The 5,017-nt window shown below is 72.2% G+C and carries 6 protein-coding genes; 3 read left to right on the top strand and 3 right to left on the bottom strand.

Features of this window, described 5'->3' with window-relative positions; all coding sequences use genetic code 11:
- Positions 1-46 precede the first annotated feature (46 nt).
- Positions 47-598 carry a YceI family protein gene (locus ACFXA3_RS35185; RefSeq protein ID WP_385193870.1) on the top strand — a complete coding sequence of 184 codons (552 nt, stop codon included), beginning with the start codon at positions 47-49 and terminating at the stop codon, positions 596-598.
- Between the two features lie 49 nt (positions 599-647).
- On the opposite strand, the gene ACFXA3_RS35180 is transcribed toward ACFXA3_RS35185, so the two are convergent.
- Positions 648-1,658, bottom strand: a complete 1,011-nt coding sequence (locus ACFXA3_RS35180; RefSeq protein WP_385193868.1) for a WD40 repeat domain-containing protein — start codon at positions 1,656-1,658, stop codon at positions 648-650.
- Between the two features lie 76 nt (positions 1,659-1,734).
- Here ACFXA3_RS35180 and ACFXA3_RS35175 point away from each other — a divergent pair, with 76 nt between their 5' ends.
- Positions 1,735-2,418, top strand: a complete 684-nt coding sequence (locus tag ACFXA3_RS35175; RefSeq protein WP_385193865.1) for a GDSL-type esterase/lipase family protein — start codon at positions 1,735-1,737, stop codon at positions 2,416-2,418.
- A 105-nt stretch (positions 2,419-2,523) separates the two neighbouring features.
- Entirely contained in the window at positions 2,524-3,108 is a 585-nt protein-coding gene (locus ACFXA3_RS35170) for a Uma2 family endonuclease (RefSeq protein ID WP_385193863.1), read from the top strand.
- Positions 3,109-3,163: 55 nt separating this feature from the next.
- Here the strand turns inward: ACFXA3_RS35170 and ACFXA3_RS35165 are convergent, their stop codons facing one another.
- Together ACFXA3_RS35165 and thpR are read right to left on the bottom strand one after the other, a co-directional pair.
- Positions 3,164-4,153 (bottom strand): aldo/keto reductase, encoded by a 990-nt coding sequence (locus ACFXA3_RS35165; RefSeq protein WP_385193860.1) that lies wholly within the window; start codon positions 4,151-4,153, stop codon positions 3,164-3,166.
- Between the two features lie 202 nt (positions 4,154-4,355).
- Entirely contained in the window at positions 4,356-4,907 is a 552-nt protein-coding gene (gene thpR, locus ACFXA3_RS35160; RefSeq protein WP_385193857.1) for an RNA 2',3'-cyclic phosphodiesterase, read from the bottom strand.
- Positions 4,908-5,017: the final 110 nt, after the last annotated feature.

The raw sequence follows: 5,017 nt of genomic DNA, 5'->3' as shown, positions 1-5,017 counted from the left end.
CCGGCCGTACCGCCGCCGGGTCCCGGCCTTCCGGAGGCACCTCGCCATGACCGCCACCCTCTCCGAGCTCACCGGGGACTACGCCCTCGACCCCGCCCACACCCGGATCGGCTTCGTCGCCCGCCACGCCATGGTGACCAAGGTCCGCGGCGCCTTCCACCGGTTCGAGGGCACCGCGCACCTGGACGGCGCCGACCCGTCCCGCTCCACCGCCCAGGTCGTGATCAAGACCGACAGCATCGACACCGGCGTCGAGCAGCGCGACCAGCACCTGCGCACCAACGACTTCCTGGACGCGCCCGCCTTCCCCGACATCACCTTCCGCAGCACCGCGGTCGAGCCGCAGTCCGACACCGAGTACCGCGTCACCGGCGACCTGACCATCAAGGACACCACCCGCCCGGTCACCATCGACTTCGAGTACACCGGCAACGCCGTGGACCCCTACGGCAACCTGCGGGTCGGCCTGGAGGGTTCGGTGGCGATCTCCCGCAAGGAGTTCGGAGTGACCTGGAACGCAGCCCTGGAGGGCGGTGGCGTGCTGGTCGGCGACAAGGTCGTCCTGGAGTTCGACATCTCCGCGATCAAGCAGAAATAGCCGGGCCGGCAGCCCGCCCGGGCGCCGTCGCCGCGGGGGCGGCGGCCGTTCAGGCGTCGCCGCGGGGTCGGCGGCGCAGCAACCGCTTGGCCCCGAGGACCAGGGCCGTGCCCACGGCCAGGACGGCCGCGCCCTTGGTGAAGCCGCCCCCGCCCTGCCCGCCCGCGGGGCCGGGGGCCGCCGGCGCCCCCGGCTTCGCCGGATCGGGGGCCGGTGAGCCGGAGCCGCCGGCCGCCGGTACCACCGGGACGGCCACGACCCGGCTCGACGCGCCCTCCGAGCCGAACAGCAGCGTCGACCCGTCCGCCGAGTACGTCACCGACTCCGCCTGGCCCTGCCACGGCGCGTCCACCCGCTCACCCTGGCCCTCGGGGCGCCCGTCCTTCCACGGGTAGGTCCGCGCGAAGAAGTAGCCGCGCAGCGTGAGCCGGCCGCCGTCCGGCGAGAACGCCCCGTCCGTGACCCACGGCAGGTCCGTCACCCGCTTGAACACGTTCGTGCCCGTCGCGGACAGCTCCTGCGGACCCTCGTACAGCCCGCCCTTGTCCTCGCTCTTGCTCGCGATGTAGACCCGGCCCGTCACCGGATGCACCATCAGCGCCTCCGCGTTGCGCGGTCCGTCCGCGTACTTCACCGTGAACTGTTCGGCCTTGACCGTGACATCGGCCAGCTCCTTCGGCTCGGGGAAGCGGTAGATCCAGACGTGGTCCCAGCTGCCGCCGAGGTTGTCGCCGATGTCGCCGACGTAGAGCTGCCCGTCCGGTCCCAGCGAGATCGCCTCGACGTCGCGCGGGGTCCCGATGCCGGTCAGCGTCACCCGGGCCACGGTCTTGCCGGTCGCCGAGTCCACCGCGTACACGTACGGGCCGTCGTCGCTGTCGTTGTGCGTCCAGTACACGCCCGGGTGGATCCGGCTCGCGGCCAGCCCGCTCGACTCCTTGATCCTCGGATCGGTGATGGTGAACCCCGATGCACCGGCGGCGGGGCTCCCGGCGGCCGCGGCGGCCGAACCCGGCAGCACGACAAGGGCAATGACGGCGGTCAACGGCAACAGGCGCATGCACCAAGCCTGCCAGGGCCTCCCGCGTGTCCGGCATCACAGGGGCTCCCGGCGCGTGATCCGCGATGATGACCGGATGCGTTTCATGTTCGTCGGCGACTCCATGACCATCGGACGCGCCGGCGACTACACCTGGCGCTACCGGATGTGGCAGCACCTCGAAGCCACCTTCGACGGTCCGTACCGGATCGTCGGTCCGCGCTGCGAGCTCTTCGACACCTCGGTGAACGAGCCGGTCAGCCACGCCTACGCCGACCCCGCCTTCCCCGGGCACGCCCGCCGCCACCTCGCCGGCTGGGGCGAGGGCTGGCAGCACATGGCCCCGCTCATCGGCTCCGCCGTGCGCTCCGGGCGGGCGGACGTCCTGCTCGTCTCCCTCGGGCTGATAGACCTCGGCTTCTACACCGCCGCCGACGAAACCGCGGCCAACGCCCGCCGCTTCATCGCGCAGGCCCGCGCCGCCCGGCCGGGGATCCGGATGGTCCTGCTGCCGGTCATCCCGAACGTGCGGGCCGAGTCCGACGCGCCGTTCGCGGCCGAGGTCTCCCGGTTCAACGAGCTCCTCGCGAAGGCCGTTGCCGACCTGTCGACGGAGGCCTCCCCGATCCTGCTGGCCGCGCGCCCGGACGCGTACGAGATCCACCGGGACACCTACGACGGCACCCACCCCAATGCCTCCGGCGAACACCGCCTGGCCGGCGAGTTCGCGGCGGTCCTGCACCAGGCATGGGGCATCGGCGGCCCCTACCGCACGCCCTGACCCCCCGTGGGGCGCCTGCGGCGTTCCCTCCGTACCGGACTCCCGTGCGTATCGTTGTACTACGCGGCTGCCCGCGACTGCGCGGCAGCGGGGAGGAGCGCCACGGTGACCGTCGTGGAGACCGACAGGATCGAGATGGCCGACATCAGCAGCGAGCAGGCCTTGGACGAGATGTTCGAGGCGCTTGAGCCCGTCCCCGAGGGATTGAAGGTCGAGATCGTCGAGGGGACCGTCTACATGTCGCCGCAGCGGGACACGCACTGGGAGATCATCCTGGACCTCATCGAGCAGCTGCGCGTCAAGTATCCGCGCAAGCGCCTGAAGTCCGACGTCCGCATCGACTACCCCGGGCACCTGAACGGCTTTGCGACCGACGTGACGGCGATGGTCGAGGGGGCGGAGAAGACCGAGGCCGGCCGGTGGCGGCACGAGGACGTGGAGTTCGTCGTCGAGGTGATCTCCAAGGGCACCGCGACGAACGACTACGGCCCCAAGAAGGCCGCGTACGCCGCCGCCGAAGTGCCCGCGTACCTCGTCGTCGACCCGTACACCCGCCGCTGCCTGCTCCACACGCAGCCCAAGGACGGGGACTACGCCACGGAGACGAAGATCGCCTTCGGGGACGAGATCGACCTCACGGGCACGGCCGTGGGCCTCACCCTCGACACCTCCGAGTTCCCCCGCGACTGATCCGCACCCCGCAAGTCCGGGGGTGCGGACCGGTCGCCGCGTCGTCCCGGCAGGGTCACCAGGCGAAGGCCTCCGGGGAGGGGCCGGGGCCGGGGAAGATCTCGTCCAGCGCGTCGAGCACCTCCTGCGACAGCTCCAGGTCCAGTGCGCGCAGTGCGCTCTCCAGCTGCTCGGCCGTCCGGGGACCCACGATCGGCCCCGTCACCCCGGGCCGGGTCAGCAGCCAGGCCAGGGCCGTTTCGCCGGGTTCCAGGCCGTGCTTGTCGAGCAGGTCCTCGTACGCCTGCACCTGGGCCCGTACGGAGGTGTTGGCCAGGGCGTCCGCGGACCGTCCGGAGGCGCGGCGGCCGCCCTCGACCTCCTTCTTGATGACCCCGCCCAGCAGCCCGCCGTGCAGCGGGGACCACGGGATCACGCCGAGTCCGTACTCCTGCGCTGCCGGGACGACCTCCATCTCGGCGCGCCGCTCGGCGAGGTTGTACAGGCACTGCTCGCTGACCAGGCCGACCGAGCCGCGCCGGGCGGCCGTCTCGTTGGCCTGGGCGATCTTGTAGCCGGGGAAGTTCGACGATCCGGCGTAGAGCACCTTGCCCTGCTGGATCAGCACGTCCACGGCCTGCCAGATCTCCTCGAAGGGGGTCCGGCGGTCGACGTGGTGGAACTGGTAGAGGTCGATGTAGTCCGTCTGGAGCCGCTTGAGGCTGGCCTCGACGGCCCGGCGGATGTTCAGCGCCGAGAGCCGGTCGTGGTTGGGCCACGGGTCGCCCTCGGCGGCCATGTTGCCGTAGACCTTGGTGGCCAGCACGGTCTTGTCCCGCCGGCCGCCGCCCTGGGCGAACCAGGTGCCGATGATCTCCTCGGTGCGGCCCTTGTTCTCGCCCCACCCGTAGACGTTGGCGGTGTCCACGAAGTTCAGGCCCGCGGCGAGCGCGGCGTCCAGGATGGAGTGGCTGGTGGGTTCGTCTGTCTGCGGACCGAAGTTCATCGTGCCGAGTACAAGTCGGCTGACCTTGAGTCCGGTGCGTCCGAGCTGTGTGTACTTCATGAGCCCCAAGCCAACTGCCTGGAGTCCACTCCAGGCAAGGGCCCGCGGGCAGGAGTCACCGGCCTACGGCGGCCGCCACTGCCACGACGACGAACATCAGTACGAGAACACCGGCCATCACACGGTTTCGGGTCTTGGGATCCACCCGTCGAGCGTAACGCGGCCCCGCGGGGTCCCCGCACCGAGGGCGGGGACACGGGGCTCAGACGCCCAGGGGCCAGGCCCCGACCACCTCGTAGCGGGGCTGCTCCCCGGGCACCCCGCCGGTCGGGAGGTTGCTGCGGACCAGGCTGAGCTCCCGGACCTCCCACGGCGTGCCCTCGAACCCCGCGAGGGCCTCCAGGTACGGGCCCAGGTGGGCACCGCCCTGGCTGCGGGCCAGGGTGAGGTGGGCGGTGTAGCGGCGGTGCTGTTCCATCGGCACGCCGGCCCGGCGGGCGGCGGCGTCGGCCCGCTCGGCGAGCATCCGCATCTGGTCCAGCCCGCCGGCGGCGCCGGCCCACAGGGCGCGTTCGCCGAAATGCCCGCAGCCGTGGATGCGCAGCGGGAAGGGGTCCGTACGGTGGGCGGCGCGCGCGAGGCGGGCGTGCAGGTCCGGCAGGAGCCGGTCGTCCACCTCGCCCATGAAGGCGAGGGTGAAGTGCCAGCCCGCCTCCCCGGTCCAGCGGAGCCGGTCGTCGCGGACGGCCTGCACGGCCCGGCGCAGCTCGTCGACGGCCCCCTGGGGCGGCATCACCGCGGCAAACAGCCTCATGGGCGGGAGCCTAACGCGCGCCGCGGGGCCGGAGACAGGGTGCCCCCCCCCCCCGCCCCCGCGGGGGACGCCCCCCCCCAACGGGTGTGGGTGGGGGCCGGTGTCATTTA

The organism is Streptomyces sp. NPDC059456, from assembly GCF_042750055.1.
Lineage (GTDB): Bacteria > Actinomycetota > Actinomycetes > Streptomycetales > Streptomycetaceae > Streptomyces.
This window is presented reverse-complemented; position numbering and strand designations above follow the sequence as displayed.

Coding starts and splice junctions, on each gene's coding strand:
- ACFXA3_RS35185 (WP_385193870.1), top strand. CDS start 47: ATGACCGCCACCCTCTCCGAGCTCACCGGGGACTACGCCCTCGACCCC.
- ACFXA3_RS35180 (WP_385193868.1), bottom strand. CDS start 1,658: ATGCGCCTGTTGCCGTTGACCGCCGTCATTGCCCTTGTCGTGCTGCCG.
- ACFXA3_RS35175 (WP_385193865.1), top strand. CDS start 1,735: ATGCGTTTCATGTTCGTCGGCGACTCCATGACCATCGGACGCGCCGGC.
- ACFXA3_RS35165 (WP_385193860.1), bottom strand. CDS start 4,153: ATGAAGTACACACAGCTCGGACGCACCGGACTCAAGGTCAGCCGACTT.
- thpR (WP_385193857.1), bottom strand. CDS start 4,907: ATGAGGCTGTTTGCCGCGGTGATGCCGCCCCAGGGGGCCGTCGACGAG.